The sequence below is a fragment of the Nocardia sp. NPDC052254 genome (assembly GCF_040679495.1).
Taxonomy (GTDB): Bacteria; Actinomycetota; Actinomycetes; order Mycobacteriales; family Mycobacteriaceae; genus Nocardia.
In genome coordinates this window covers 587,842-614,469 of sequence record NZ_JBFAUW010000001.1, presented here as the reverse complement: position 1 = coordinate 614,469, position 26,628 = coordinate 587,842, and the positions used below count along the sequence as shown (strand labels likewise).

Here is a 26,628-nt window from a genome sequence, read left to right as displayed (position 1 = left end):
TGGCGTCGATCGACCGGTTCAGTGGTAGTGATCGTCTGTGACGCCGTCGGTCGTCTCGCCTTCCTCGACTGTTTTCAGGCCCTCCCATCCGGCTCGGCCGGGGGCCGGAACCTCCTTGTCGGGAGTGGCCAGCATGTCGTCGTCGGCGAGTCGGTCGGCGTGTCCGGATGTGATATCGGTTGTGGCGTAGAGTGATTCGCTTCCCGGGGTGAAATAGTGCAAATGGGCTTGCCCGCTGTAGTAGAGCGGCGAGGAGTAGCTCGGTGGTGTTTCGGCCTTGATGCGGGTCGCGCCGTAGTCGGGGTCGGTGGGATCGGCATCACCACCCTGTCCGGTCAAGTGGCTGTGCGCGTTCAGAATGGCGTGGCCGCCGTGCGCGTTGAGGTCGTTGGATGCCTCGCCGACATATACGTGGCCGTGGTCGAGGTGGTAGTCGGCCGCGTGGTGTGCTTGGTCGGTGCTGACGGGGCCGAGCAACACCATGTCGTTGGTGTGCAGGTGACTCGCGGCAGCGGCGTCGGCGGTGACGATTGCCCCGGCGGAATAGCCCACCGTGGTCACATGCGATGCTCCCTGGTGGGTCGCCCACAGCCCATCGACGTCGCGTGCCAGGAGTTCTCCGCCCGCGCGTTCGGCGGTGGGGTCGCCGCTGACCACAGCGGTGATCCCGTTCGTCGGTGAGTCGTAGCCCATCCAGGCGACGACCGCGGTCGGATGACTCGGGTCTGCTCTGTTCGATTCGGTGTACAGATTCTGCGCTTGTGAACTCTGCGCAGCGAACCAGCCGGTGTCGGATGCGTCGCTGGCGCGCACGCTCTGGCTCGCGCCGGGAACGAGGACCGCGGTGTTGGGCGCGGTGTCCGGGTCGCCGATGGCGATTGCGGCCCGGCCCTTTCCGTCGAACGCGAGGGGCTGGTACACGTACAGATAGGTCGGCAGATACGGCCCGAACTGACCGGGGTGCTTCCGGCCGGCATAGGCGTTCAGACCGGCTCGGACGTTGATCGCATTGTGGTAGCGGGTCATGTCGTCAGCCGTCAGGTTGTATTTCGCCGGGTCTTTCCGAATCGTATCGACCGACACCCCTTTGGCTTTCGCTACCGTCTCGACCCGACTGATGTCGGCGTTCATCAGCTTTGTATTTGCGGCGCTGCGATCGGCGACCGGTATTCCGTTGAGATTCCCGATCACATCGGGATGATCGGCGATGAGCATCTTTTGTTCGGCCGGAGTGAGCAACTTCCACCATTCGTACACGGCCTTCGGATCGGTGTTCGAGGCGGCGTCCTCGAGCTGCACGGGTGGGAGGTAACCGGTCTTTTCGAGCTCTTTCATGCATCGGTCGAGCAGCTTCTCGTAATCGGCGACGGTGCCCTTTATCTGCCAATACGTCGCCGCCACCGCACCCGTCGCAGTCTTCTTCATTTGCAGCAGCGCCACGTTCGGGACCTCGTTCGAAAACCTTCCCACCGGGTGCGGAAACTTCAGGTACTCCGACTCGAGGGCCGTCAGCGCATGGTTGAGGGCATCGATCGGAGGGTGCGTCTTGTTCTGTGCGACGGCGAGAGATGCCGCGATCTCCTCCAGGCCGGCACCGATCTTGCTGAGCGCTTCTGCTGACCCATGCAATTTGGCCTTGGCATCTTTTACGACAGCTGAATCATCGATCACATCGGATCGCGCACCGGAGGTGTACGCATCCTGGAAGTGCTTTCGAGCCGTGTCGAATGCACTGTTCGCATTTCCGGTGTGCGAGCCGCTCCTATGAAATGCCTCGGCCATCGTGGCGATCCGATCCGGCTTGCCCGTCAGCAGCTGATCCTGTAGTTCCCACGGATCGCCTCCGGCGTTTTTCGTCAGCTCGGACACCAGGAGAACGGACAGTTTCGGCGCATTCATTCCGGTCGATCGACAGAGCCCCCGCGGCGTACGGTATCCCTGCCGGCGTGGTCCGCCTCGCCGAGAGTGGTCGCGACTCCGGCAGTGTTCTCGCCGATCCACGTCAGGTTCCGATGATGTTCGTCGAGCGCGCGTTTATGCCGCTCGTGGGCTCGATACGCGAGCGCCTCGGCATTCGCAGCGGCCTCGGTCCGGCCGAACATACCCGCGCTCACCTCGACCGACCGCAGATGATTGTGCGCCTCATGAAGGTGGTCGGTGGCGCCATAGGCATGGTTGCTGCCACGCGCGATCCGATCTATGTCCGCGTACATTCGCATGTCCTCACATTTCCGAGCTCACAAGTGCTGGTGCAGATCTCGGCCGACCACAACGGCGGCGGGATCGTCATACAGGGTTTGTCTCTTTCGAATCTCTCGTTCACCTGGACGCGTCATGCGCGGCGTGGACAGGTTCTCCGTACCGGCTACCGGTGTCAGTTGTCGGTGTGAAGTGCGTGCGCAATGGTCGGCCAGGATCGGGTCAGCTCGTCGGCCCAGTACGGCCACGAGTGGGTGCCGGTAGGGCGCAGGTTCACTGTCGCGGGGATCTGTAGTCGCGACAGCCGGTCGACGAGCGCCACCGTACAGACGTACGCGCCGGCTTCCAGTGGTCCGCCGACGGTCACGGTGTCGGTGAGGTCGTTCTGGTCGGTGACGTCGTGTTCGCCGGGGAGGCCGCTGCCACTGGACAGATAGATCGCGGTCCCGCGTAACGCTTCGGCATGGGACATGACGTCGTGGGCGAGCCAGTCCGGGTCGCCCGGGGGCCCGAACATGTTGTCCGCGTTGCCGCCGTAGGTTTCCACGATCGCTCGGGCCTGGGCCTGACCGGCGCCGGAAGCGACTGTGTAGCAACCACTGTGGGCCGCCACCGCCCGATATAGACCCGGATTTCGGACCGCGAGCATCATCGCGGCCTCGCCACCCATCGACACCCCCTCGATGGCGCTGCGGCCGTTGCCGTCGAAGCGGGCATCGATCAGTGGGGGCAACTCGCGAGTGAGGAAGGTTTCCCACTTGCTGGTGCCCAGGACGGGGTCGCTGCGCTGCCAGTCGGCATAGAGGTTGGCCGGTCCACCGGTGGCCAGCACGACGTTGACGCTCTTGTCGGCGAAGAACTCCACCGCATGCCCGCGCTCGGTCCAACTGCTCTCACGCTCCGGGGCACCACGCCCGTCGAGCAGGTACAAAGTCGGCCGCGGCCGCTCCCGATCGGCGGAAAGCATGACCTGTACCTGCACGATCCGGTTCATCGCGGGTGACTGCACGAACACCCGCAGCCACCGGTCGGTGATCGGCTCGATCGCGTCGATCGCCGGCCGGGTAGCAACACCATCGCCCTGGGCAGGAGCGTGGTACTCGCCAGATGGACCCAGATCTGGACCGGACGTCGGCGGGGCCGCGGCGCTCATCCCAGCCGTCAATATCGAAACCGCCGCCACCGCGGCGACCTCACCGACAATCCGGCACGCCCGCATGCGCCTCCAACGGAGACCCCTTGTCGTTGAGGTGTCCGTTTTATTCCATTTTCTCCTCGGTCGGTCCTCGACAGCCCGCTCGGTCGGCTTTCCGGGATCGCAAGACACGCAGTCGAGTAGAAGCCATGGATCACGATTCGTCGTGGATGGGAAGGATCGGGTCGGGAATGTCGAAGAAGGGGAGGTGATTTCGCCGGGAGATTCGCCGAGCGGATGCGATGTATCGGCGCAACGATTCGGTGACGCCGTGCCGAATCAGAGATCCACGATCACCTTGCCCACCGCGCGCCCGTCGGCGACCAGACGCAGTGCGGCGGGGGCGTCGGTGAGCGTGAAGCGGACGCCGATGTGGGGGCGCATATCGGCCGCGAGTAGTGCGCCGAGCTCGGTTTCGTTGCGCCGGAACTCCTCTGGGGCCACGTCCTGGAACTGGAACCCGAGGATGTGAATTCCTTTGACCAGCACCAGGTTGAGCGGAATTCGCGGCACGGTGCCGGAGGCGTAGCCGACGGTGACGAAGCGCCCGGCCCGGCGCAGCGCGCGCAGCGCGGGTTCGCTGAGGGCGCCGCCGACCGGATCGATGACGGCATCGGCGCCGTCCGGTAACGCGCTGCGCAAGGCCGCTCGCAGATCGCCGGCGCGGTGGTTGATCAGGTGTCGTGCGCCCAACGACTGGGCCACGTCGAGTTTGTCGTTCGAGGACGCGACGGCCGTCACCGACAGGCCCAGTCTCGCCCCGAGCGCGACCGCCGCCGATCCGACGCCGCCGCCCGCGCCGAGCACGATCAGCTCCGCGCCCGCAGCGGCCCGCGCGACCGAGCGGATGCAGTGGTACGCCGTGCGGTAGGTGACACCGAATGCTGCGGCATCGGCGAAATCCACACCGTCGGGGATACGCGTGAGTGTGGCGGCCGGCGCCACGAGTTGCTCGGCGAACGCACCGTGCAGGCCGGTGCCGGTGATCCGGTCGCCGACAGCGATTCCGGAACACGCGGGCCCGAGTGCCACCACCTCCCCGGCGAATTCACTGCCGGGAACGAATGGTGGCGGCACACTGATCTGATACTTGTCGGCGACGAGCAGCACATCGGGGAAGTTGACCGCGGCGGCGTGTACCCGCACCCGGACCTCACCGGCGCCCGGTTCGGGCACCGGACGTTCCTCGATCCGCACCACCTCCGGCGGGCCGTGACGCGGGCACACCGCCGCGCGCATCCGGCTCACCTGCCCTGCCAGGAGGGGGTGCGGCGTTCCAGGAATGCCTGCGCTCCCTCGGCGGCATCGGCGCTGGCGAAAACCTCACGCTGCCAATGCTTCAGGCGCTCGGTGGCCGCGGTGTCGTCGGTGACCGCCAAGCGTGCGAGTTCCTTGGACGCGGCCAGTCCCAGCGGGGCGTTGGCGGCGACCGTGGTCGCCAAGGCGACGGCGGTGTCGAGAACGTCATCGGGTGCGGCCACCGCGTTCACCAGACCGATCCGCTCGGCGCGCTCGGCGTCGATGAGCCGGCCGGTCAGCAGGAGCTCGAGGGCGATCCCCAGCGGGATGCGCGTGCCGATCCCGGTGCCGCCACCAGCCGCGAACAATCCGCGCTTCACCTCGGGGAGACCGAAACTCGCGGCCGAGGAGGCCACGATGAGATCGCAGCCCATGAGCAGTTCGAGCCCGCCGCCCACGGCCGTGGCATTGGCGGCGCCGATGACGGGGACCGGCGTGCGCCCGGAGGCCATGCGGGCGTAGGCCTCGAGCGCGCCGCGTTCCTCCGGTGAATCCGCGTGCGTCCCGGATCCGTCGGCGAATTCCCGTAGATCCATCCCGGCGCAGAAGGCGCGGTCGCCGGTGCCGGTGAGAACCAGGGCCCGGATCTGCGGATCGGTTTCCGCGGTCAGCACCGCCGCGCCGATACCGCGCAGAACGGCTCCGTTGAGCGCGTTTCGTGCCTGCGGGCGATTGATCCGGGCGATCAGCACCGCGTCGCGGCGTTCGACGACGACCTGGTCGGTGGTGGTGGATTCGGAGGCGGTCATTTGTACTCCGTACTCTCGGCGAGGTCGGCGGCCTCGCGCATCAGCTTCGGCACGATCGGTCCGAAGGATCGCAGTTTGATGTCGTCTCCGGCGCGCTGGAATCCGCGTTCGAGCACGATGGCGAGCTTCCACTTCGCCAGGACGAGGTAGTAGTCGAGGTCGTCGACCTGGCGCCCGGACACCTGTGCATAGTGCTCGACAAGCTGGTCCCGCGAAGGCATTCCGCGCAGATCGACATAGCTCACCCCGGCGGCCTCGGGTGCGGAGGTGTCGGCCGGCCAGCTCTGCACCATCCAGGCCAGATCCAATTTCGGATCGCCCACGGTGCCCATCTCCCAGTCCACCAGCGCCGCCAGCCGGGCGGGTGCGCCGTGTTCGAACATCACATTGGCGAACTGGTAGTCGCCGTGCATGAGACCGGGGAGGTAGTCGAGCGGCCGGTGGGTGCGCAGCCAGTCGGTGGCCACCGCCATGCCGTCGAGATCGCGGCCCCGGTTACGGGCGAAGAAGTCGGTCCAGCGCTGGACCTGACGCTCGTGGAAACCGTCGGGACGGCCGAGATCCTGTAATCCCTTGGCGCGCCAGTCCACTCGCGACAGCAGCGCGATGCCCTCGGCGAGCTGATAGGCCAGGCCCGCGCGGGCGCTGAGGTCGGTGTCGAACGGTGCGGGCCAGATCTTGCTGTCCATCGGTGACCAGCCGTCGACGTAGCCCATGAGGTAGAAGGTGCGGCCCAGCACCGAATGATCGGTGCAGACCGCGATCGCGGGAGTGTGCGGCACATCGGTGCCCTCGAGCGCCTCGGTGATCCGCCATTCGCGCGCGATCCCGCCGTCGCGTTCGGCGGGTGCGCCGGTGGGGGGAATGCGCAGCACACACCGGTTCTCGCCACGGGTGATGAGGTAGATCTCGTTCTGCGTGCCGCCGGACAGGAACTGTGCCTGCGCGGGTGCGCCCGTGCCGGGCAGGGCGAGGGCATCCATCCATTCGGTGAGGCGGGCGGTGTCGATCACTGGTTACCTACTTCGTGTTCGAGATAGTCGGCGAACTTCGCGCGCGCGGCGTCGAGCTTGCGTGGAATCCATTGCGCGGGCCACAGATCGTCGCTGGCGGAGTAGTCGCGCAGCACCTGTTTGGCCACGGTGCCCTTGTGTACCTCGGTCGGCCCGTCGGCCAGGCCCAGCACTCCCGCGCCGTGGATCATGGTGAAGAACGGCATTTCGTTGGTGACCCCGAGGGCGCCGTGTACCTGCATGGCGCGCCAGGCGATGTCGTGTAGCACGGTCGGCATGACCACCTTCACCGCGGCGATGTCCTTGCGTACCTTGCGGTAGTCGTTGTACTTGTCGATCTCCCACGCGGTGTAGAGCACGAACAGGCGGAACTGCTGCAGCTGGGCGTAGGAATCGGCGATGTAGCCCTGGACGAACTGTTTGTCCGACAGCCGGCTGCCCGCGGTCTCGCGGCTCAGCGCCCGCTCGCACATCATGTCCAGCGCGCTGCGCGCCAGGCCGATGGTGCGCATGGCGTGGTGGATGCGCCCGCCACCGAGCCTGGTCTGGGCGATCGCGAACGCCTGGCCCGGGCCGCCCAGCAGCGCCGAATTCGGTACTCGCACATTGTCGTAATGGATCAGCGCGTGTGCGCCGCCGTCGAGCGGTTCGCCGTAGAGACCCACATTGCGTTCGATCCGGACGCCCGGGGTGTCGGTCGGGACCAGGAACATCGACATGCCCTGATAAGCGCTGACCTCCGGATCGGTCACCACCATCACGATGAGGAACGAGGCCGTCGAGGCATTGGAGGAGAAGAACTTCCAGCCGTTGATGATCCAGTCGTCACCGTCGCGCACGGCGGCCGTGGTGAACCTGGTCGGATCGGCGCCGGCCTGGGGTTCGGTCATCGAATAGCTGGAGAACAGCTCGCCGTCCAGTAGCGGACGCAGATAGCGGCGCTTCTGCTCCTCGGTGCCGAAATGGGCGATGATCTCCGCGTTTCCGGTATCGGGAGCCTGGCAGCCGAAGATCACCGGCGCCCACGAGGAGCGGCCCAGAATCTCGTTGAGCAGCGCCAGTTTGAGCTGACCGTAGCCCTGGCCGCCGAGATCCGGGCCCAGGTGGGTGGCCCACAGTTCGTGGTCGCGCACCTGTTGTTTGAGTGGGTCGACGACCTTCCGCCGCGTCGCGTCCGGTGGGACGAACTGTTGATGCGGCCAGATCAGATCCAGTGGCTCGACTTCCTCGCGGACGAACGCATCGGCCCAGTCCAGCTTGCGCTGAAACTCCGGATCGGTCTCGAAATCCCACGCCATTGCGCCTCCTCCCATTCGGTGGAAATATAGTTCTCGTGAAGAAGAATAGCATTCTTGATCGAGCAGACGTGGTTCTGGAAGGTGGGTGGGTATGAAAGCCGCCGATCAGTTCCACCTCGGCATCGTGTCCGCGGATATCGAGCAGACCACGGCCACACTGTCGCGGCTGCTGGGCTACGAGTGGGGCATCGAGTCCGGTGGCCCGCTCACCGTGACGGCTCCGTCCGGGCAGCTGTCGGTCGATATCCGGTGCGTGTACTCGACGACCGTGCCGCGTCTGGAGGTGATCCGCGCGGTCGAGGGCACGCTGTGGGAACCGGTGTCCGGGGGCGGAATTCACCATGTCGGGTACTGGTCCGACGATGTGGCCGCCGATATGGCGGAACTGACCGCGGCCGGGTACGAGGTGGAGGCGGTGCGCCCGGGGCCGGGTGGCGCGCCGATGTTCGCCTTCCTCACCGCCGCCTCGGGGTTCCGGATCGAATTGCTCACCCGCGCCGCCGAATCGGGTCTGGCCCGCTGCTGGGCGCCGATGGCCCGCCGAGAGAACGGTGCGAGCCGATGACCACGGTCGCCATGATCACCGGCGCGGGCCGCGGAATGGGCCTGGCCTGTGCCGAGGTGCTCGCGGACCGGGCCGATCTGCTGGTCCTCGCGGACCGGGACGAGGCGGGCGCGGCCGCCGCCGCGGACCGGTTGCGCGCGGCGGGAGCGCGCGCCGAACCGTTCGTGGTCGATGTCACCGACCCCGCGGGTGTCGGCGAACTGGCGCGACACCTCGCGGCACGGGGTCGATTGCGCTGGGTGGCACATGCGGCGGGTATCTCACCGACGATGGCCGATTGGCGCACCATCGTCGCCGTGGACCTGATCGGCACCGCCGCGCTACTGGAGACCCTGCGACCCCTGGCCGGACCGGGCGCGGCGACCGTGGTCTTCGCGTCCATGGCGCCGCTGCTGGATCCGAACCCACCCGATCCGGCGGCGCTGGCGGTCCTCGACGATCCCTTGCACCCGGACTTCCTGGAGCGGTTGCGGGAGGTGCTCGGTGCCGCGGTCGAACAGCCTGGTGTCGCCTACGGCTGGGCCAAACGTGGTGTGCAGCGGCTGGTGTGGCGTGAAGCGGTCCGCCTGGGCGCGGCCGGTGCGCGGATCTGCTCGATCTCACCGGGCATCGTCGACACCCCGCAGGGCCGGCAGGAGGCGAGCGCACATCCCAGTATGCGGGCGCTGGTGGAGCGGACGCCGCTACGGCGCGAGGGCCGGCCCGAGGAGATCGCCGCGGTGGTGGGTTTCGCGCTGTCGGAGGAGGCTAGCTTCCTCAACGGCACCGACCTGCTGGTCGACGGCGGTGTGGTGGCGGCGCTGCGGGGCGCGGACGGGCAGCGATGATGACCGGCGACGACATCGCGACGCGCATCGCGCAGCGGGCCTTGGCGCAGCGCGGTGCCGCGTATGCCGAGGAGGTGCGGCGGCTGCTCGACGCCGGGCTGGCGGTGATGCGTCGCTGCGGTACCAGCGCGCGGCCGCGGGTGGCCGATATCGTCGCCGCGGCCGGGCTGTCCAATGATGCCTTCTACCGGCATTTCGCCTCCAAGGACGCCCTCGTCGCCGCATTGCTCGAGGATGGAACCAGCCGGCTGCTGGGATATCTCGGCCATCGGATGAGCCGCAGTACCTCGCCGGAGGATGCGGTGCGGGAGTGGGTCGCCGGTGTCCTGGCCCAGGGGGTGGGCGAGGTCGCCGCGACCACGCGCGCGGTGATGTGGAATGCCGGAGGGCTGGCTCAGGGGCTGGTCACCGGGCCGCCGGAGGCCAATGCCCGGCTCGCCGCACCCTTGGGTGCCCCGTTCGCGGAATTGGGTTGTGCCGAACCCGAATTCGTCGCCACGCTGGCCGCCCACGCGGCGGTCGGTCATCTGGCCGAATCGCTGTGGCAGCAGGTGGAACCGGGCGTGGCCGATATCGAGCGGGTCACCGCGTTCTGCCTGCGGGCGGCTCGTCCGGATCGGTGAGCGGGCGCAGGGCGGCCGTCAGCGTGGTCGCGGCGACGGTGGCCGGCCGGTCGCTGACCTGGCCGTCACCGATCTCGAGGACCCGCCATCGGCCATCGGAGCGCAGTGCGAAATCTACCGTGACGAAACGACATCCGAGGTCTGCGACCAGCGGTGCCACGGCGGAGATATCGGGGCCGGGTTCCGGGATCCGGTCCGGTGTGTCCGGATGCGGGCCGACCAGGCGGCAGTGGCCGTCCACCCACCAGGTACGCGTCTCGGCGGCGGCGAGATCTTCGAATCGGCGGATCACGAATCCGCCGGTCATCTCCGAACCGCGCAGTTCGCGCAGTCGGTCCGCGATCGGCCAGGCCGCGTCGGCATCGGTGAGTTCGGGAATGTACATTGCCTCGTGCCAGTGGTGTTTCATCGATTTGGTGTAGTCGCGCACGACGCCCGGACCGTGTCCGAGTGTGGCTCGGGCACGGTCGAATTCGTCGCGAGTGGTGCCCCGGGTCCAGGCGGATTCGGGCGTGTGGCCGACGAACAATCCGTACCAGCCGGGGAATTCGTGTGCGCGCCGATACCGTCCGGCATCGGTGTACAACCGCACGCCACGTTCGGTCAGGGCGGCGTCGAATCTCGCGTACTGCCCGGCATCGAGCATCCAGCCCCGGTACAACGCCGGGCCGGTGGCGCGCACCCGGCGCACAGCCGCCGCGGCGTCGGCCTGCGGGCGAGTCAGCTCGTCGTGGTCGACGAGGCCGATCTCCCAGCCCGCGTCGCGGGCCGCTTCGGCGTCGGCGGCGAAATGCGCGTCGGGGCGTCGAGGATGCAGGACGTCGGCGGGGACCAGCAGGATCATCCGATCATCCTTGCCGATGCCGATGCCGATGCCGATGCCGATGCCGATGCCGATGGCCGTGTGCGCGGCCGGTACCGGTGGGTGTGCGCGGTGCCGATGGCTGCGTGCGGTGGCTCAGACGGTGGTCTCGGCCATGTCGACCTGGCGGCGAGCATTGGCGACACCGGTGACGATGCAGGTACCCAGCCGGCCCTGCCGGTCGTAGAGCGTGGCGGTGCCCACCGCGATACCGTCGGACGAAATATGGTCCTGGGCATGGAGTCCGAGCTCGTGGCCGATGGGCAGCCGGGTGAGGGTCAGCGTCATATCGCTGTTGATGTAGCCGACGCCCGCGGTGCCCCAGTTGCACACCAGATTGGTGGTGTCGCCGAGGAAGGCGGCACGCTGGAACGGTGAGATCGGCTCACCGGCCACCAGTGCCGGAAGGTTCTGCCACACCGATTTGCGCTCACCGTTCTGTGCCGCGGCGAAATCACCGGACCACTCGCCGTCGCCGCATTTGAACAGCGGGGGCTGACCGGTGGGCTCGTCGAGCCGGATATCGGGGATCGGCAGCGGCGCATCGGCCTGCCACACCCGGCCCGGCGGTTGCTGGGCCACGGCCAAATACATCACCGAGGCCCGCACCCGGATCTCGCCCTGCTGCTCGATCCACGCGTCCGCGACCCGCACCCGGGTCCCGTCGCGCACGACCGCGCTGTGCACGGTGAGCGGTTCGTCGCGGACCGGGCGGAACAGATCGGCGGTGAGCCGTGCGGGGATGAATCCGGTTTCCGGGCAGTGGGTCTCGAGTTGCCGGGCCAGCAGGCCGCAGATCGCGGGTCCGGCCACCTGATCGGGCGACCACCGGCTCACGGCCAGTTCGCTCGCGACGAACCCACTCTCCTCCCGACGGAAGAACGCCACCATCGCAACAGGCCCCTCTCGTGACCGACCCTTGAATTAGAACACGTTATAGGAATTGATCCGGAGCCGCCGCACCGGTGGCCCCACGAGGTCGCCGAGCGAAAATTGTCCCCGGTTCTCGATGCGGCGTTCGCCGAGTTCAGGGCGGTGGCCGCGGCCGATTCGGCGCCGCCGCGGGCGCTCGGCGAGGTTGCCCCGGGGTGACGGAGGGCACAGATTGTGCATAAGGTGATGTGCATAAGGTGACGTGAACGACGCTCACAGCCCGACCCGATGGAGACAAGACTGTGAAGACCCGACTGGGCTGCCCCTGTGGTGAACAGATCGTCGGAACCGACGAGGACGACCTCGTCGAGAAGACCAAGCAGCATCTGGCGGAAAACCACCCCGGCCACGACTACTCACGTGAGGAAATCCTCTTCCTCGCCTACTGATCGCCGCTCAGGTACCGCATGGGCGCGTAGTTCGCCCATCCGGTATCGGGCCAGTTGAACCAGCCGGCCGAGGCGCCGGTCCCACCGTCGGGATGAAGAGTCGTCCCGGTGAGATACGCCGACAGCGCCGAGGCCAGGAACACCACGCAACCCGAGACATCGCCGACCTCGCCGGGGCGGCCGAGCGGTATCGCCACCCGCACGCCGGTGGGATCGGTCATCGCGCCGTCGCCGTGCGGGAGCCGGCTCAGATTGGGGGTCGGTACGTAATCGGGGGCGACATTGTTGACCCGGATACCTTCGGGAGCCAGCTCCACCGCGAGGGTGCGGGCGAATTGCTCCACGGCGGCCTTGGCGGCCGAATACACCGCGAAACCGGGTGCCGCACGATGCGCCTCGATGGTGGTGATGTTGACGATACTGCCCCCGCGCCCACCCGCCCGGATCCGTGGCACCGCCAGCGAGCAGGCGTGCAGCACGTGGGTGAAGTTGGTGCGCAGCAATGCGTCCCAGCCCTTGGGGCGGGTATCGGTGAACGAGGCGCGGAAGGTGCCGCCCACGACGTTGACCACGGTGTCGAGTCGTCCCCACCGCTGGTCGGCGGCGTCGAACAGGGCCGTCAGGACCTCGGGATCGCGAGCGTCGCCGTGCTGGATCAACGCGTCGTGACCGTCGGCGGCCAGTGTCGCCCGCAGGTTCGCCGCGGCCTCGGCGTCGATGTCGACGACGGCCGGGCGTACCCCGTTTGCCGCCAGGTCGGTGACGATGGCGCGGCCGAGACCGCCTGCGCCGCCGGTGATCACGGCGACCGTGCCGGACAGCGCTGCCCGTTGCTCGAACCAGCCGGCGCTCATCGCAGATAGCTCGCGCCGAAGGCCTCGAGGAAGTCCGTGGTCGCGTGATGCTCGCGGGTGCGACCAGATACCACGACCCAGGTGACGCCCGCCCGCTCCAGTTCGGCGAAGGCCTCGCGATGCCGATCGGCCTGCGCGGGATCGGTGAGGGGTCTGGTCGTGATAGGAGTACAGCACGTCGAGATCGGCTGTGCGCCCGGCCGATTCGGACCGCGCCCGCACCTCCGCGATCTGCTGCGCCAGCTGCGTCCGGGTGCCCAGCGCGGGTGTACGGGTCGTGGTGCTGAGTTCCGCGCCGCCCGACATCGGCATCCAGCCCTGGGCGCGAGTGGCGGCGCGGCGACGGCTCGCGGCGGAGTTGCCGCCGATCCAGATCGGGATGGGATCCTGGATGGGCCGGGGCCGGGCGACGACCTCGCGCGCGTCGAAATGCCGCCCGTGATAGCTGAACGGTTCACCGCTCCAATGCAGCGGTAGCACCTCGAGCGCCTCGTCGAACAGCGCGTTGCGTTCGTCGAAATCGACTCCCAGCGCATGGAATTCGCTCTTCTGATAACCCGCGCCCAGACCGAGGATCAGTCGCCCGCCCGACAGTTTGTCGATGGTGGCGGCCGCCTTGGCGAGGATGAACGGATTGCGGTACGGCGCGACAGCCAGATAGGTGAGCAGGCGCAGCCGTTCGGTCGCGGCGGCCAGATAGCCCAGGGCCACCAGCGAATCGAGCGTCTGATGTCCGCCGCCCGCGAGCCATCGTGATCCGGGAATCGGGTGTTCGCTCAGCGAGATGCCGTGGAAACCGGCTCGCTCCGTGGTGCTCGCGACCTCGTGCAGGGGTCCCGCGTCGAGGACGTCACCGTCGGCGCCGGCGGTCTCCGGATAGTGAAATATGAAACGCAGACTCACCGTGCGAGAGTAGCATTCTTATCTAGTTAGAATTCAGTTCTCCGCCGGTCGGCGGATGGGAGGAGGGCTGCCGATGGCCGCCGTGCCGATGACCCTGGGTCTGCATGCCGAGCGCGATCCCGATCGCCCCGCGATCGTGATGGGAGAGACCGGAGAGATCGTGACCTACCGGCAGCTCGAGCAGCGCTCGGTGGCCGGTGCGCGCGCCCTGCGCCACCGCGGTCTCGAGGTCGGATCTCAGCTGGCGATCCTGGCGGAGAACACCCGGGCGTTCCTGGAAATCGCGTGGGCCGCACAACGGTCCGGGCTCTACTACACCGCGATAAACCGCCATCTGCGCCCCGCCGAGGTGCAGTACATTCTCGACGACTGCGGTGCGACGGCGCTGGTGACCACGGCGGCGATGGCCGACGTGGTGGCGGGGCTGGATCTGAGCCGGATCACCGTCCGGATCTGCGCCGCGGGCGCGCTACCGGGCTTCACCCCCTATGCGGAGCTGTTGAGCACCGAACCCGATGAACCGCTGCCGGACGAGTGCGAGGGCCGGGAGATGCTGTACTCCGGCGGAACGACCGGGCGGCCCAAGGGGGTGCGCAAACCACTGCCGGCGACCCCGCTCGGCGATCCACAGGCCCCGCCGGTGCTGATCGCGCGGGGCCTGCTCACCGCGGGCTCGCGCGCCGACGCCGTCTATCTGTCCCCGGCGCCGCTGTATCACGCGGCGCCCCTGGTGTTCGCGATGTCGTGGCAGCGCATCGGCGCGACCGTCGTCGTGATGGAACGTTTCGACCCACGCCGGTGCCTGGAACTCATCGAGCGCCACCGAGTCACCCACACCCAGATGGTGCCGACCATGTTCGTGCGCATGCTGCACCTGCCCGCGGCGCAGCGCCGCGGCTACGATCTGTCGAGCCTGGTGGATGTGGTCCATTCGGCGGCGCCGTGCCCGGTGCCGGTGAAGCGGCAGATGCTCGAGTGGCTGGGACCGATCGTCAACGAGTACTACTCGGGCACAGAGGATGTCGGCAACACCTACATCTCCGCGCGGGAATGGCTCGAACACCCCGGATCGGTCGGGCGTCCCGGGCAGCCGTGTCATATCGTCGGCGCCGACGGACGGGCGCTGGAGGCCGGGCAGATCGGCGTGGTGTATTTCGAGGGCGGGCGTCCGTTCGAATATCACAACGATCCCGAACGCACGGCCGCCGTGACGGGTCCGCACGGCTGGCGCACCCTCGGCGACATCGGCTGTCTCGACGAGGACGGCTACCTGTATCTGACCGATCGGCAGTCGCACATGATCGTGTCGGGCGGGGTGAACATCTATCCGCAGGAGGCCGAGAACCTGCTCGCAGCCCACCCCGCGGTACTCGACGTCGCGGTCCTCGGGGTGCCGGACGAGGAGATGGGTGAAGCGGTGAAAGCGGTGGTGCAGCCGGTGGATCCGGCAGCTGCCGGTCCGGCGCTGGCCGCCGAGTTGATCACGGCCTGCCGGGCCGAACTGGCGTCCTACAAATGTCCGCGCACCGTGGATTTCGCCGATGAGCTACCCCGCGATCCCAACGGCAAGCTCTACAAACGGCTGCTGCGGCAACAGTATTGGGCCGGACACGACGGCCGGGTGATCTGAATCGCCGGCCCGTCGTCAGTCGCGCAGCTGTTGGCGCCCCCGCTCGACGACCCGGGCGCCGTGCCCGGCCATCCGCCCGGTGCCCGGCGCCCACGTCTCGGCCATCACCCCCTCGAGCAGTTGCGCGGACCGCTCATCGATCTCGGCGAGGGCGCGGTAGTGCCGCAGCAGTCTGGTCACCGCGTCCGCGTCGCTGCCGATGATGTCGGTGGCCAGGGCCCGGGTGAACGACAGCAGCTCGGCGTGCGGCACCACATGATTGACCAGTCCGTGGGTGAGTGCCGCGCCGGCGGTGAGAAAGTTGCCCGACAGCGACATCTCCACCGCCTTACGCCGGCCGACCGCGCTGCTGAGTCCCACCGTCACCCCGCCGCCGGGCATCATGCCCATCCGGGCGTGGGTGTCGGCGAAGCGTGCCCGCTCCGATGCCACCAGCAGGGTGCACTGCAGGGCCAGTTCGAGGCCGCCCGCGACACAGGCGCCGTTGATCGCGCCGAGGATCGGCTTGTCGATCACCGGAAGGAATCGGAACAGCCCGTCGGGCCCGCGCCCGGGACCCGAACTCGCGGACCGGGCCGCTGCGGTGTCACCGGCGCGGGCGGCCTCGCCGATATCGATGCCCGCGCAGAACGCCGGGTCCGCGCCGGTGAGGATGACCGCGCGGATATCGGGGTCGGCACCGGCCTCGGCGACCGCATCCCACACCGCCGCCATGAGCGCGCGATCGAGTGCGTTGCGGACCGCGGGCCGGTGCAGGGTCACCGTGGTGATGTTCGCGGTGCGTTCCACCACCACCATGGAATCGGTCATCGGCGGGCCCCATTTCGACTCGAATCACCGAACGTGAACCAGGGGAATACTATTCTCGCGTGGCGGGTGGTGTCATGCTGATCGACTCCACGATCGCGGGGCTCGACGATGCCGCGTCCCGGGCCGCCGGCCTGGAACGACTCGGCTTCGACGGACTGTGGGCCGGTGAGATGAACGGTGACCCGTTCCTGACGCTGGCGCTGGCGGCCCACGGGAGCGACCGCATCGGCCTGGGCACCTCGGTCGCGGTCGCGCTGGCCCGCTCCCCGATGACGGTCGCGTATTCCGCCGACGACCTGCAGCGCTTCTCCGGTGGCCGGTTGCGGCTGGGACTCGGATCGCAGGTGCGCGCACATATCGACCGTCGTTTCGCGATGCCGTCGGATCGGCCCGCCGCGCGGATGCGTGAATACGTGCGCGCGCTGCGGGCCATCTGGGCGCACTGGCACGATGGCGCGGATCTGGCCTTCGACGGCGAATTCACCCATCACACCCTGATGCCGCCCGATTTCGTTCCGCCCGCCCACGGTTTCGGACCGCCGCGCATTCTGCTGGCCGGTGTCGGCCCGGTGATGACCCGGGTGGCCGCCGAGGTCGCCGACGGATTTCTCTGCCACGGTTTCACCACTGCCCGCTGGATTCGCGAGCGCACACTGCCGGCCCTGACGGCCGGGGGAGCGGGCGACGGATTCGAGGTCGTGGCAACACCTTTCGTCGTCACCGGCACCGACGAGCGGATCGAGCGCGGCGTGGCGGCCCTGCGCCGCCGGCTCGCGTTCTACGCCTCCACTCCGGCCTATCGCCCGCTGTTGGAACTGCACGGCTGGGCCGACGCCGGAATCGAACTGACCCGGCTGTCCACAGCGGGGGAGTGGGACCGCATGACGGCGTTGATCGGTGACGACATGATCGACGAGTTCGCGGTGGTGGCATCGCCGCGGGAACTACCCGGCCGGCTGGCGCGGCGCTTCGGCGCATTGCTCACCCGGATGTCGTTCGCGCCGGGCCCCGATATGGCGGCCGACGAGGTGGCAGAACTGGTGCAGCGGATCCGCCGGTGCTGTGCCGAGGAAGATCCCGGTGCGGCGGTGGCCCGCGAGTAGCGGGCCGGGGGCCGTCGGCATCGACCGGAGCTGCTCGGGGGGCGGTGAGAGTACCGCGCCGGCCGCTATTGCGGTCTGGGCCAGGGTTGCCCGGACAGCCGCTCGATACCCGTGTTGAGCCGACGCAACCAGGTCGCGAACTCGGCGACCTCGGTGGCCGACCAATCGCTCAGCACGCGCTCGAGGCCCGCCACGGTGGCCTCGACCGTCTCCTCGAGCCGGCGGGTTCCCTCGGCGGTGATGCGGAACTTGCGGGCGATACCGCCACCGGGATCGGCGATCCGCTCCACCAGGCCGCTGCGCAGCAGTGCCGCGGTCTGCCGGTTCAGTGTCGAGGTGTCCAGGCCGAATGCGGCGCTGAGCTGGCCGATCGACATCGGCCCCTGCATGATCAGCCGACTCAGGACCACATAGGCGCTGCGCTCGAGCCCCAGCATCTCGTGCCGCCGCCGCATCTGATAGCGGCTCAGCAACATGGTCTCGAATTCGACCAGATGGATGGGCTTGTCCGCCTGATTCACGCGGACCTCCTCTCGCCTCGTGCGGCCGGTCCCGAGACCCGTCTCACAGTCCACGGGGGAATCCGTCCACCAGTATGCATGCTACATTCAGTATGCATAATACATATTTGCTGGTGAGGGAGATGTGAAATGAACAGGACCGGTTCCGATCGGTCGGGGTTGATCGTCGGGGTGCTGGCATTCGCCGGAATCGTCGCCTCGATCATGCAGACCCTGGTGATCCCGCTGATCGCGCAGTTCCCACAGATGCTGCACACGACCGCGTCGAACGCCTCGTGGATCATCACCGTGACCCTGCTCGTCGGCGCGGTCACCACGCCGGTGGCCGGTCGCCTCGGTGACCTCTACGGCAAACGCCGCATCCTGCTGCTGTCGACGGTTCCACTGATCGCCGGACCGATCGTGTGCGCGCTGTCGGACTCGGTGCTGCCGATGATCATCGGGCGCGGCCTGCAAGGTATGGGCGTGGGCATCATCCCGCTGGGGATCAGCGTCATGCGCGATGTGCTGCCGGCCGAGAAGCTGGGCTCGGCGGTCGCGCTGCTGAGCGCATCGCTGGGAATCGGTGGCGCACTGGGACTTCCGGTGGCGGCCGCCGTGGCCGAATACGCGGACTGGCATGTGCTGTTCTGGGGCGCGGCGGGCCTGAGCGCGGTGATCGCGGTCGCCGTGTGGCTGGTGGTGCCGGAATCGGATGTGCGCGGCACCGGCGGATTCGACTATGCGGGTGCGCTCGGACTGGGCGCCGGGCTGGTGTCTCTGTTGCTGGCTGTTTCCAAGGGCGGCACCTGGGGATGGGGCAGCGCCACCACCATCGGACTGTTCGTCACCGCGGCCGTGGTGCTGCTGGTGTGGGGCTGGTGGGAACTGCGTATCGACGATCCGCTGGTCGATCTGCGGGTGACCGCGCGGCCGCCGGTACTGCTGACCAATGCCGCGTCGGTGGTCATCGGTGTCGCGATGTACTCCTCGTCGCTGATCGTGCCGCAGGTACTGCAGTTGCCGGTCGCGACGGGATACGGGCTCGGGCAATCGATGATGGCCATGGGGCTGTGGATGGCGCCTTCCGGTCTGATGATGATGCTGATCTCGCCGCTGGGTGCGCGCCTGTCGGCCCTGCGCGGCCCGAAGGTCACCCTGACCGCGGGTGCGGTGGTGATCGCGGCCGGATACGGCGTGACCACCGCGCTGATGGGTTCGACCTGGGGTCTGCTGGTCGCGGTCTGTGTCATCAACGGCGGCGTGGGACTGGCCTACGGTGCGATGCCGGCACTGATCATGTCGTCGGTGCCGTTGTCGGAGACCGCCTCCGCGAACAGCTTCAACACCCTGATGCGCTCGATCGGCACCTCGATCGCTGCCGCGGTGGTCGGTGTCGTGCTGGCTCAGATGAGCATGGACTTCCACGGGCACAGCGTGCCGACCGAGGGAGGTTTCCGGACCGGGCTGTTCATCGGTTGCGGCGTCGCGCTGGTCGCGGCCGCGCTGGCCGCGCTGATTCCGGTGCGCCGCACGGCGACACCGGACGCGGTGACCGATGCCGAAGCCGCCGACGAAGCGGTCGCGGTCGGGGCATGACACGGGTCGCGGAGCCGGTGTCAGCCGGCCGACCAGCCGCCGTCGACGGGTACGACCGCACCGTTGATGAAGGAGGCGGCGTCGGAGGCGAGGAAGACCGCCACCTCGGCCATCTGCTCGGGCTCCGCGACACCCCGCATGAGCGACATGACCGGTTGCAGCCGGGTCACACCGTCGAGGTCCCACTCGGGTGTCGGCCCGGCGCTGCCGGTCATCGTCGGTCCGGGCAGGATCGCGTTGCAGCGAATACCGTCGCCGGCGTGGATCCAGGCGACATTGCGGGTCAATCCGACCACGCCGTGTTTGGCCGCGGTGTAGGCGATTCCGGCCGCGCCGCCGCGGATCCCCGCCTCCGACGCGGTGTTGACTATCGAGCCGATGCCCTGGTCGAGCATGTGTGGCAGCACCGCACGGGTCATCAGGAAGGTGCCGGTGAGGTTCACCGCGACCGTGCGCTCCCAGGTGGTGACCGGAGTGTCGGCGGGCAGTGCCATCTTGTCCATCACGCCCGCGTTGTTGCACAGCACATCGATGCGGCCGAAGGTGTCCATGGCGGTGCGGGTCGCGCGGGCGACATCGATTTCGTCGGAGATGTCGACAACCACCGGAATCGCCGCCGCGCCGATTTCCGCGGCGGTACCCTGAGCGCCGTCGGAACTGATATCCGCGGCCACGACCATGGCGCCACATTTGGCGAATGCGATGGCGATGGCGCGCCCGATTCCGGAGCCGGCCCCGGTGACGATGGCGACACGGTTGTGAAAGCTGTTGGTGCTCAACGGAGTCCCTCCTCGGTGCACTGCGGGGCCGTCGGCACGCGTCGACGTCGCCGTTTCGATCCGGACATTGGTGTCCGGTTGGTAGTGTAGGCCGATGGCGGAGCGACGTCGAGCGAATCGTGGGCCCAGTGCGGCCGCCGCCAATCGCGCGGCGCTGATCGCGGCGGCACGGGAGGTCTTCGCCGAATCCGGCTTCGACGCGCCGCTGAGTCTGATCGCCCGGCGCGCGGGAGTCGGGCAGGGCAGCCTCTATCGGCACTTCGCCGATCGAGAAGCTTTGGCGCTGGCGGTATTCGAGGACAATGTCGCCGGCCTGGAAACGTATGCGGCCCATCCGGACACCGGAATCGACCAGATGCTCGGGCGCATCGTGGATCAGGTGGTGACCTCGATCGCGTTCGTGGAATTGATCGATCCACCGCTCACCGGCGGCCCGCTGGCGCGGATGAGCGTGCGGGTCGGGGCGATGCTGGGCGGGCTGCTGGAGCGGGCCCGGGATCGGGGTGCGATCCGGGCGGATCTGACGGCCACGGATCTGATGCTGGCGTTGTCGATGCTGGCGGCACTGCTGGCCCGCGCCGCGCCCCGGGATCGCGCCCGCGTCGCCGAGCATGGCTGGGCACTGATCCGCAGGGGGCTCGACTCCTGAACGGTGGGCCCGATACTTCAGACCTGCGCGGTCCTCACTGGGTAGCGGTGGCCGCCGATGCTCACCGCGCAGGTGTCGAATTCTGTGAACCGCTTCAGATTGTTCATGCAGTAAGGGTTTCGGGAGTCGCCGTGTCAGTGGGCTTCTCTACGCTGCCCCGCATGACCCGTTCGCGAACCAGCCCGCACCACACGTCGGCCGATTCCTTCGCCCTCGACCTGGTCGGCGCCGATCCCGCTGTGAGCACCGCCGCCTCGTCATCCGGTCCCGCACTGCCCATGACGGTGCCGGAAGATGGCGAGCTCTCGTCGGTCGGGATGGTGTGAGAAGTGTTCAGGCTGGAGAGCGAAGTCGGTGTCTCCTACAGTCAGATCTATGTCGAAAGCGCCATAGGAGCCGTCAACTCGCGCATGCACGAGGCGTTCGCCGGGCAGGGGTCGGGACTGTGCGGCGCCGCGGTACCCGGCAAGCTCTTCCTGCTCACCGGGCTGCACACCGGGAAGGTCGGTTTCACCGTCGAAGTGCACGACCAGGCGCCATCGCTGGATCCGGCATGGGAAGACGTCGTGGAGGTCTCCTTCTACCCGGTTTCGGATCGAAGCTCCCTGGTGCAGTGGGCAGGCGAGGCCCACTGGGAATTGGACCTGGAAGAAGGACTCGACTATCGGGTGCGGTACTGCGCGCAGGGCATGGACCAGGCGCGGGAGAAGGACGTCAGACTCGGTGACGAGCCGGTCATGGACCGTTATCTCCTGCAGTTCTGGCCTGCCGAGCCCGCGCCGGACCGCGTAGTTCGCCAGAGCTCGCAAGCTGCGGCCTACTGGCACGACTGGGCTCGGCAGCAGCCGGATGTCGAGCCCGGCGTCCGGGCGATCATGGCGCAACGACGTGCACTCCTCACCCCTGGTGCGGGCGAATCGTTTCCCGACGTCGAATCTCCGGAAGGGATCGCGGGCATGGCTGTCGTCTCCCGCGAAGCCGACCCCGAGTCCGTCCGCGAGCAGGTGACATCGCTGAGCGAGTGTCCCGCGGCGCTGCCCTGGGATTGGGTCGCCGCCTTCGACGCCGAGCATGCCGGCGACGATCGCGTCGGTTACCTCCAAGCGTTCCTCGAGGAGATCGGTGAGCGCGCCTTCGACCTCGGCACTGTCTTGGCATCGCTGGATTCCGGCCGAGACTACTACGTGGCCTTCGTGACACCGTCCCAGTTCGAACAGCTCTCGCAGCTTCTCGCCGGACAGAAAATGGGCGTTGAAAGCGTTCGGATCGGCCGCTGGACGCCGCGCATGAACCCGAAGCAGAGCGTCGCGATCCGAGCCTGGGTCAGAGCAAACGGCCATAAAGTCACGGTAACGGGCAGGGTGAGCGGCACCGCGCCGCGCGGAACCTTCGGCGCACAAGAGGAGGCCGAACCGGACCAGCGCGCGTGATCTGTAGGTACCCCGAAGCGCCCATACGCCACGGTGGCCTCGATCGGCGAGCTGCTCCCATCCTCGATACGGTGCCGAGTATTCGGCTCACCCACCGCCTCGACTCATCGGCAATCCCGAACATTCTGCGCTGCGGTCGATTCCGCCGCGCACAAGGCCCGCCCAGCGGTATTTCCGTGTGTGCGGGATCAGTGCGAATCCGAGGGCAGCTCGGGCGACGAACGCAGTGCACATGCGGTCCCGATGATGTGGTGAAGATTGTTCCGACCGCGGCGATGAGTTTTCCGGACCGCCCCCGTCGGTACTGATGAACGCGCCACCAACCCGGCGCGACCGACCCAGAAGGAACAAGACATGACCGCCATCAGCGCCACCCGGACCACCCTCGCCGTCCGCCCCGGCAAGATCCGCAACCGCGTCCTGTGGACCCTGCAGATCGTGCTCGGCCTGTTCTTCATCATCGCCTCCGGCGGTCCGAAGCTCGTCATCCCGCACACGCTGATGGACAACAACGCCACCGCTTTCTCGATCCCGTTGGCGCTGCTGGTCTTCATCGGTCTCGCCGAGGTCGCGGGCGGGATCGGACTCATGGTGCCCCGCCTGACCGCGGCCGCCGCGATCGGCCTGGCGATCGTCACCTTCCTCGCCGCCGGCTTCAACGCCTTCTTGGCCGACGCCCCGGAATTGGCCCCCTTCCCGCTGGTGCTCACCGCGATCTTCGCCTGGATCGCCTACGAACGCCGCGCCTCGATCACCGCCGTGGGCGCGCTGCTCGAGCGATGACCCGCGCATAACGACCGGCTACCGGCGGCACCCAGCCGCCGGTAGTCGCGGTGTGCGTTATGGGGACGGTCCGGTCGGGTTGGTCGGGCTGTCGCATCGAAGTCGCGGGGCGTGCGTCACCGGGTCGGACCGCCCGCCCCGCGTGCCTCCGAATCATGTGATGACAGTTTGCGTTTCGCGGCAGTCGATCTCGCGCCCTCTTCGACCGCTCGCCGGGAGGCGATGTGGGCGCAACCAGTGCGTGCCCAGTTGTGCGGCACATCCTCGGTGACGGGGGTGTCGTCGCGTGACACCGCGACGGTGCCGATCGTCCATCGCCGTCGGCAACGTGGCCTCGTCGAAGAGTCGCCGTAGTGGCGTTCGATGTCGAGATCGTCGATGGCGTGGGTGGAACTGTTGTGGCGCAACAGTACTCGCACGTCGGCGCGGATATCGCGGGATGGATCATCGGGGCGCCGTGGCGCCGGACCGGTCACCGGTTGTCTGTACGACGGTGCGGGTCAGGTGCAGCGACGAGATCCGCCACTCGCCTTCGTGTTTGTCACAGGTTTCGTGGTAATGCCCGGCGCCGCGCAGTTCTTTGCCGTCGGGGTAGATCAGCCAGTCCTGCATCGCCCAGACGCCGGTCGCGATGGTCGGTGAGGTGAGGATGATCTCCGGGGTGTGGCAGTGGTGCACCGTGGCGACCCCCGCCAGGCTCGCGAGCACTGTGGTGACGAAGGCGTCGGCGCCGTCCACAGTGAAGCTCGGCGTGGGCTGCCCGTCGGCGGAGGGGACCGCCAGATCGGTTCGAATCCGCACGTCCGGTGTGAAGATCGTGCGCCAGGATCGTTCGTCCTTGGTGTCGAGGAACCGGCAGTACCGCGCCTTCAGATCCCTGATGACCTCCCGCTCGAGGAGCGATGCGACAGGATCGGCTGAATTCTCGGATTGTTGCGACATCGCCCTGCTCTCTCGACTCGACCTCGCCGCAAGTGTCCCGCCAGGGATGCGGCATGTGCGACCGACCGGCCGACGGTGATCGAGCCACCTCCTGTGGCGCCTACAGTAGTGACAACTATTCGATCGCGAACAGATACTCCCGCCGGCACGTGGAAGGCCCAACGTAGATGAGGCCCGCGCGGAGTCGATGCCACGGCTGGGAGATCGCCTGAACAAGGTCCAATGGACCGTCAAGCCCCTTCAGGACGCGGGTGTCACGATGTCGGGCAGAGAAACTTACACTTCAGCAGTGTTCGAGTACCACGGTTGGGTCACCCTGCGTGCCGACGCCACGACTACGGACGATGAGTCGTCCCTTCGCCTCGATGACGTCCGGACTCTGTTGGAGGAGTTCTCCGGCTACGCGCTGATGGATCTCCAAGCGTTCAACGGTGACTACTACATTCACTTTGCAGGGCACCCGAACCGACGTGGCACGTGGGGCGCTGGAGTGATCGACCTGTTCACCCGGATCGGTCGACTCGCGCGCGGGTCGTATGGATTGCTGTACGTCCACGATGACGAGGATGCTGCGTACGCCGGGGGATTTCGTGTGTTCCGCATGGCTCGAGGTCTGGTGACCGTGCATGCGGATGCGCTTCTCTCGCCTGTGGTACCGATTCTGGAGGACGGATAACCGCGCCGCAATCAACCGCTCGTCGGCATGTGCGGGTGTTCGCTTGTGGCGCGGTCGAATTCGAGTACCGTGAACGGTCCGGGGGCGAGCCCGAGTGGGTACCCGCTCGTGAAGGGCAGTATCGCGAGGTTGACGTCGATCGGCAGATCGGCAAGATGAAGTAGTTGGTCGGCCATCGGTCGTGAACCGCCGACCACTCGTCGGAGCACGCTTTCGTCCAGAATCAGATCGACGTGTACCGGGTTGCGTTTCCGGGTGATGATTCGCTGACGCTTGGACCGAACTTCGACTTCTTGGTCGAGCCGTTCCGCGGTCGCGTCCGCGTAGAACGAGGTATCCAAGGCCCGGGCGTAGGCTCCGGTTTGGAGACCTCAGTGCCCGAACGGTGCGGCGGCGATCGCGTCGTCGAGAACTCCGAGCGAACCGCCCAGTTCTGCGGTGAGCGCACGCACCACCGCGACATCCTTACGCAGGAAATCACCTACGGCACTGCCGAATTCGGCGACCGAGCGCTTGGCTGCGATGCTGGTGACGACGCGGCCCGAGGAGCTGGCGTGAGGTAGCGCCGACAACAGCGCCGATTCCTCGACGCCGAGCTGGCCCGCCAGATCGACCGCGGCGGCGACGAGCCCGGCTTGGGCGGCGAACAGGGCATTGTTGACGAGTTTGACCCGCTGCCCCGCTCCGAGTGGGCCGACGTGCAGGATCGGATCGGCGTAGCAGGACAGGGCGGGGCGTAGGTCCGCGGCCGTGTCTTCGTCGGCGCCGACGAAGACCGTCAGGGTCCCCGTGGCGATATCGTGCGGCCCCCCGCTCACCGGCACATCGGCCACCCGCACTCCGTGTGGTCGTGCGCGGTCGGAGATCTGCTGGGCGGTGCGTGGATCGCCGGTGGTGTGCACCGCGAGGATCGCGGCGTGGTCCATGGCCGCGGGGAGATCGCCGTCGAGGCAGACCTCGCGCACCTGTTCGTCGGAGAACAGGCAGACGAGGACCATGTCCGCATCGGCCGCCGCGGCAGCGGGGGAGTCGACGGCGTGCGCACCGGATTCGGTGACCGCTGCGCGGATATCGGTGCGCCGCACGGCTACTCGCACCTCGTGTCCGGCGGCGGCCAATCGGCGCACCATGGGCATGCCCATTCGGCCGGGGCCGACGAATCCGATACGCATGTCGGCTACCGCTCGTGCTTCATCAGTGCCAGCGTCGCGTCGGCGGCGGTCAGCACGACGCCGGGAGTGATGCCCGCTGTGTCGGCGAGATTCGCGACGAGTCCGACATCCTTGCGTAGGAGAGTGCCCGCGTATTGGGCGAGCCGGTCCAGGGTCATTCCGGCATCGGCGATCCGGCCGACGGCGAAACTGTTCCCGGAGCCGTGTGCGATCACCTGCCCCAGTCGGGCCGGGTCCACCCCCAGATCGGCGCCGAGGGCGAAGGTGGTCATCGCCGTCGCCAGATTCGCGGTGAACAGCAGATTGTTCAGCAGTTTGGTGACCTGGCCGGAGCCGACGTCACCGAGGTATACGACTGGGTCGGCGTAGCTGTCGAAGACGGGGCGGCAGCGATCGACCACCTTGGCGTCACCTCCGGCCATCACCAGCAGCCGCCCGGCCTGGGCCGCGGGGCCGCCGCCGCTCACGGGCGCGTCGATCAATGAAACACCCTGACCCGATGCGGTTTTCGCGAGTTCGCGGCAGGTGTCGGGATGTATCGTGCTGTGCACGGCGACCACACCACCCGCAGCCATCTCGGCGAGGACGCCGTTCTCGCCGGTCAGTACCTCACGCACATCGTCGTCGCCGACCACGCACACGCAGACGAGATCACTGGCCGCGCCCAGTGCCGCCGGTGATTCGGCGGTGGCCGCCGGGGTATCCGCGAACGGTTCCAGGCTGGCGGACCGGCGCGCCCACAGTGTGGTCGGGTGCCCGGCGGCGACGATCCGCTGCGCCATGGGCGCGCCCTGGCTGCCCAATCCGATGAATCCGACTCGCATGCGATCGCCCTTTTCCTCGAAA

The 26,628-nt window shown here is 67.8% G+C and carries 27 protein-coding genes and 2 pseudogenes; 12 read left to right on the top strand and 17 right to left on the bottom strand.

Annotation, left to right across the window (positions count from 1 at the left end; genetic code table 11):
• Nucleotides 1–18 precede the first annotated feature (18 nt).
• The 7 genes from AB0L57_RS02825 to AB0L57_RS02795 form a co-directional block, all read right to left on the bottom strand.
• Entirely contained in the window at nucleotides 19–1,869 is a 1,851-nt protein-coding gene (locus tag AB0L57_RS02825) for an alpha/beta hydrolase (protein WP_364956043.1), read from the bottom strand.
• Nucleotides 1,870–1,895: 26 nt separating this feature from the next.
• Nucleotides 1,896–2,213: a DUF2563 family protein gene (locus AB0L57_RS02820; RefSeq protein WP_364956040.1), complete on the bottom strand. Its 318-nt coding sequence runs from the start codon at nucleotides 2,211–2,213 to the stop codon at nucleotides 1,896–1,898.
• A gap of 161 nt (nucleotides 2,214–2,374) precedes the next feature.
• The gene (locus AB0L57_RS02815) at nucleotides 2,375–3,352 is read right to left on the bottom strand and encodes an alpha/beta hydrolase family protein (protein WP_364956037.1); all 978 of its coding nucleotides are present in this window, start codon (nucleotides 3,350–3,352) and stop codon (nucleotides 2,375–2,377) included.
• Nucleotides 3,353–3,673: 321 nt separating this feature from the next.
• The gene (locus tag AB0L57_RS02810; RefSeq protein ID WP_364956035.1) at nucleotides 3,674–4,633 is read right to left on the bottom strand and encodes an NADPH:quinone oxidoreductase family protein; all 960 of its coding nucleotides are present in this window, start codon (nucleotides 4,631–4,633) and stop codon (nucleotides 3,674–3,676) included.
• Nucleotides 4,634–4,638: 5 nt separating this feature from the next.
• A complete protein-coding gene (locus tag AB0L57_RS02805) occupies nucleotides 4,639–5,442 on the bottom strand; it encodes an enoyl-CoA hydratase-related protein (RefSeq protein ID WP_364956032.1) in 804 nt (267 codons plus the stop codon).
• Nucleotides 5,439–6,455 carry a phosphotransferase family protein gene (locus AB0L57_RS02800; protein ID WP_364956030.1) on the bottom strand — a complete coding sequence of 339 codons (1,017 nt, stop codon included), beginning with the start codon at nucleotides 6,453–6,455 and terminating at the stop codon, nucleotides 5,439–5,441. Before AB0L57_RS02800 ends, AB0L57_RS02805 begins: the two co-directional genes overlap by 4 nt.
• A complete protein-coding gene (locus AB0L57_RS02795) occupies nucleotides 6,452–7,753 on the bottom strand; it encodes an acyl-CoA dehydrogenase family protein (protein ID WP_364956027.1) in 1,302 nt (433 codons plus the stop codon). The genes AB0L57_RS02800 and AB0L57_RS02795 overlap by 4 nt, the downstream gene beginning before the upstream one ends.
• A gap of 91 nt (nucleotides 7,754–7,844) precedes the next feature.
• Between AB0L57_RS02795 and AB0L57_RS02790 the strand changes: the two genes are divergently transcribed.
• The 3 genes from AB0L57_RS02790 to AB0L57_RS02780 are packed head-to-tail and all read left to right on the top strand — an operon-like array spanning nucleotide 7,845 to nucleotide 9,768.
• Nucleotides 7,845–8,318, top strand: a complete 474-nt coding sequence (locus AB0L57_RS02790; protein WP_364956024.1) for a VOC family protein — start codon at nucleotides 7,845–7,847, stop codon at nucleotides 8,316–8,318.
• On the top strand, nucleotides 8,315–9,145 hold the full coding sequence (locus AB0L57_RS02785; RefSeq protein WP_364956022.1) for an SDR family oxidoreductase: 831 nt from the start codon (nucleotides 8,315–8,317) through the stop codon (nucleotides 9,143–9,145). Before AB0L57_RS02790 ends, AB0L57_RS02785 begins: the two co-directional genes overlap by 4 nt.
• Nucleotides 9,145–9,768: a TetR/AcrR family transcriptional regulator gene (locus tag AB0L57_RS02780; RefSeq protein WP_364956019.1), complete on the top strand. Its 624-nt coding sequence runs from the start codon at nucleotides 9,145–9,147 to the stop codon at nucleotides 9,766–9,768. Before AB0L57_RS02785 ends, AB0L57_RS02780 begins: the two co-directional genes overlap by 1 nt.
• On the opposite strand, the gene AB0L57_RS02775 is transcribed toward AB0L57_RS02780, so the two are convergent.
• Both AB0L57_RS02775 and AB0L57_RS02770 read right to left on the bottom strand, forming a co-directional pair.
• Nucleotides 9,728–10,612 (bottom strand): ATP-grasp domain-containing protein, encoded by an 885-nt coding sequence (locus AB0L57_RS02775; RefSeq protein ID WP_364956017.1) that lies wholly within the window; start codon nucleotides 10,610–10,612, stop codon nucleotides 9,728–9,730. The genes AB0L57_RS02780 and AB0L57_RS02775 overlap by 41 nt on opposite strands.
• A 114-nt stretch (nucleotides 10,613–10,726) precedes the next feature.
• Nucleotides 10,727–11,521 carry an acyl-CoA thioesterase domain-containing protein gene (locus AB0L57_RS02770; protein WP_364956014.1) on the bottom strand — a complete coding sequence of 265 codons (795 nt, stop codon included), beginning with the start codon at nucleotides 11,519–11,521 and terminating at the stop codon, nucleotides 10,727–10,729.
• A 284-nt stretch (nucleotides 11,522–11,805) separates the two neighbouring features.
• Here AB0L57_RS02770 and AB0L57_RS02765 point away from each other — a divergent pair, with 284 nt between their 5' ends.
• Entirely contained in the window at nucleotides 11,806–11,952 is a 147-nt protein-coding gene (locus tag AB0L57_RS02765) for a DUF1059 domain-containing protein (RefSeq protein ID WP_081769375.1), read from the top strand.
• Here AB0L57_RS02765 and AB0L57_RS02760 read toward each other — a convergent pair.
• Nucleotides 11,946–13,709: a TIGR03619 family F420-dependent LLM class oxidoreductase gene (locus AB0L57_RS02760; protein ID WP_364956011.1), complete on the bottom strand. Its 1,764-nt coding sequence runs from the start codon at nucleotides 13,707–13,709 to the stop codon at nucleotides 11,946–11,948. The two genes, AB0L57_RS02765 and AB0L57_RS02760, sit on opposite strands and share 7 nt — an antisense overlap.
• Nucleotides 13,710–13,782: 73 nt before the next feature.
• Between AB0L57_RS02760 and AB0L57_RS02755 the strand changes: the two genes are divergently transcribed.
• Nucleotides 13,783–15,339 carry an acyl-CoA synthetase gene (locus AB0L57_RS02755; protein ID WP_364956008.1) on the top strand — a complete coding sequence of 519 codons (1,557 nt, stop codon included), beginning with the start codon at nucleotides 13,783–13,785 and terminating at the stop codon, nucleotides 15,337–15,339.
• A 15-nt stretch (nucleotides 15,340–15,354) separates the two neighbouring features.
• On the opposite strand, the gene AB0L57_RS02750 is transcribed toward AB0L57_RS02755, so the two are convergent.
• Nucleotides 15,355–16,149: an enoyl-CoA hydratase gene (locus AB0L57_RS02750; RefSeq protein ID WP_364956005.1), complete on the bottom strand. Its 795-nt coding sequence runs from the start codon at nucleotides 16,147–16,149 to the stop codon at nucleotides 15,355–15,357.
• Nucleotides 16,150–16,208: 59 nt separating this feature from the next.
• On the opposite strand from AB0L57_RS02750, the gene AB0L57_RS02745 reads away from it, so the two are divergent.
• Nucleotides 16,209–17,252, top strand: coding sequence for a TIGR03617 family F420-dependent LLM class oxidoreductase (locus tag AB0L57_RS02745; RefSeq protein WP_364956002.1), 1,044 nt, complete (start codon nucleotides 16,209–16,211; stop codon nucleotides 17,250–17,252).
• Between the two features lie 65 nt (nucleotides 17,253–17,317).
• On the opposite strand, the gene AB0L57_RS02740 is transcribed toward AB0L57_RS02745, so the two are convergent.
• Nucleotides 17,318–17,728: a MarR family transcriptional regulator gene (locus tag AB0L57_RS02740; protein WP_364957253.1), complete on the bottom strand. Its 411-nt coding sequence runs from the start codon at nucleotides 17,726–17,728 to the stop codon at nucleotides 17,318–17,320.
• A gap of 174 nt (nucleotides 17,729–17,902) precedes the next feature.
• Between AB0L57_RS02740 and AB0L57_RS02735 the strand changes: the two genes are divergently transcribed.
• Nucleotides 17,903–19,351, top strand: coding sequence for an MFS transporter (locus AB0L57_RS02735; protein ID WP_364955999.1), 1,449 nt, complete (start codon nucleotides 17,903–17,905; stop codon nucleotides 19,349–19,351).
• 20 nt (nucleotides 19,352–19,371) lie between these two features.
• On the opposite strand, the gene AB0L57_RS02730 is transcribed toward AB0L57_RS02735, so the two are convergent.
• Nucleotides 19,372–20,130: an SDR family oxidoreductase gene (locus AB0L57_RS02730; RefSeq protein ID WP_364955996.1), complete on the bottom strand. Its 759-nt coding sequence runs from the start codon at nucleotides 20,128–20,130 to the stop codon at nucleotides 19,372–19,374.
• Between the two features lie 94 nt (nucleotides 20,131–20,224).
• Here AB0L57_RS02730 and AB0L57_RS02725 point away from each other — a divergent pair, with 94 nt between their 5' ends.
• The 4 genes from AB0L57_RS02725 to AB0L57_RS02710 all read left to right on the top strand — a co-directional run bounded on the left by AB0L57_RS02725 (nucleotide 20,225) and on the right by AB0L57_RS02710 (nucleotide 22,992).
• On the top strand, nucleotides 20,225–20,779 hold the full coding sequence (locus AB0L57_RS02725; protein WP_364955993.1) for a helix-turn-helix domain-containing protein: 555 nt from the start codon (nucleotides 20,225–20,227) through the stop codon (nucleotides 20,777–20,779).
• A 161-nt stretch (nucleotides 20,780–20,940) separates the two neighbouring features.
• Entirely contained in the window at nucleotides 20,941–21,105 is a 165-nt protein-coding gene (locus tag AB0L57_RS02720) for a hypothetical protein (protein WP_364955990.1), read from the top strand.
• A 3-nt stretch (nucleotides 21,106–21,108) separates the two neighbouring features.
• Nucleotides 21,109–22,209, top strand: coding sequence for a hypothetical protein (locus tag AB0L57_RS02715; protein WP_364955988.1), 1,101 nt, complete (start codon nucleotides 21,109–21,111; stop codon nucleotides 22,207–22,209).
• 354 nt (nucleotides 22,210–22,563) lie between these two features.
• Nucleotides 22,564–22,992, top strand: a complete 429-nt coding sequence (locus tag AB0L57_RS02710; protein WP_364955985.1) for a DoxX family protein — start codon at nucleotides 22,564–22,566, stop codon at nucleotides 22,990–22,992.
• Between the two features lie 444 nt (nucleotides 22,993–23,436).
• Here the strand turns inward: AB0L57_RS02710 and AB0L57_RS02705 are convergent, their stop codons facing one another.
• Nucleotides 23,437–23,934 (bottom strand): nuclear transport factor 2 family protein, encoded by a 498-nt coding sequence (locus tag AB0L57_RS02705; protein WP_364955983.1) that lies wholly within the window; start codon nucleotides 23,932–23,934, stop codon nucleotides 23,437–23,439.
• Nucleotides 23,935–24,223: 289 nt separating this feature from the next.
• Here AB0L57_RS02705 and AB0L57_RS02700 point away from each other — a divergent pair, with 289 nt between their 5' ends.
• Nucleotides 24,224–24,610 (top strand): Imm7 family immunity protein, encoded by a 387-nt coding sequence (locus tag AB0L57_RS02700; RefSeq protein ID WP_364955979.1) that lies wholly within the window; start codon nucleotides 24,224–24,226, stop codon nucleotides 24,608–24,610.
• A gap of 11 nt (nucleotides 24,611–24,621) precedes the next feature.
• Here AB0L57_RS02700 and AB0L57_RS02695 read toward each other — a convergent pair.
• From AB0L57_RS02695 to AB0L57_RS02685, 3 genes and pseudogenes are all read right to left on the bottom strand, one after another.
• A pseudogene (locus AB0L57_RS02695) lies at nucleotides 24,622–24,966 on the bottom strand (Scr1 family TA system antitoxin-like transcriptional regulator); the annotation flags it as partial.
• 15 nt (nucleotides 24,967–24,981) lie between these two features.
• A pseudogene (locus AB0L57_RS02690) lies at nucleotides 24,982–25,806 on the bottom strand (NAD(P)-dependent oxidoreductase); the annotation flags it as partial.
• Nucleotides 25,788–26,606, bottom strand: coding sequence for an NAD(P)-dependent oxidoreductase (locus AB0L57_RS02685; RefSeq protein WP_364957250.1), 819 nt, complete (start codon nucleotides 26,604–26,606; stop codon nucleotides 25,788–25,790). The pseudogene AB0L57_RS02690 and the gene AB0L57_RS02685, both read right to left, overlap by 19 nt.
• Between the last annotated feature and the right edge of the window lie 22 nt (nucleotides 26,607–26,628).